Origin of the sequence: Mycolicibacterium pyrenivorans (assembly GCF_025821625.1) — a bacterium.
Taxonomy (GTDB): domain Bacteria; phylum Actinomycetota; class Actinomycetes; order Mycobacteriales; family Mycobacteriaceae; genus Mycobacterium; species Mycobacterium pyrenivorans.
The window spans coordinates 780-1,129 of record NZ_JACKSH010000001.1; positions in this window are offsets into that span (position 1 = coordinate 780).

The window sequence follows — 350 nt, forward strand, 5'->3', positions numbered from 1 at the left end:
ACCGCCCACCCTCACCCGATTGACCGCTCCCCAGCGCTGACCGGCAGCGCACCGAAAGGGGAAACGTCATGTCCATCACCACCGCCACACCCACCGTGCCCACCACCGTGTACCTCAACGAGGCCCCTGCCAGTTTCCTCGGCTTCAACCGCGCCGCNCCCGCGCGGCTGCGCGCCGCCGCAACTTTCAACCTGCCCATCCCCACCGACACCCGACCCCAGCAGACCGCCATCAGCGCCGCACTNGAGCNCATCTTCGACGAGCTCAACTGCGAACCCACCACCACCTGGGCCACCGGATGGCGCCACGCCGGACACCGCAGCCTGTCCGTCGGCGACGTCGTAGTCATC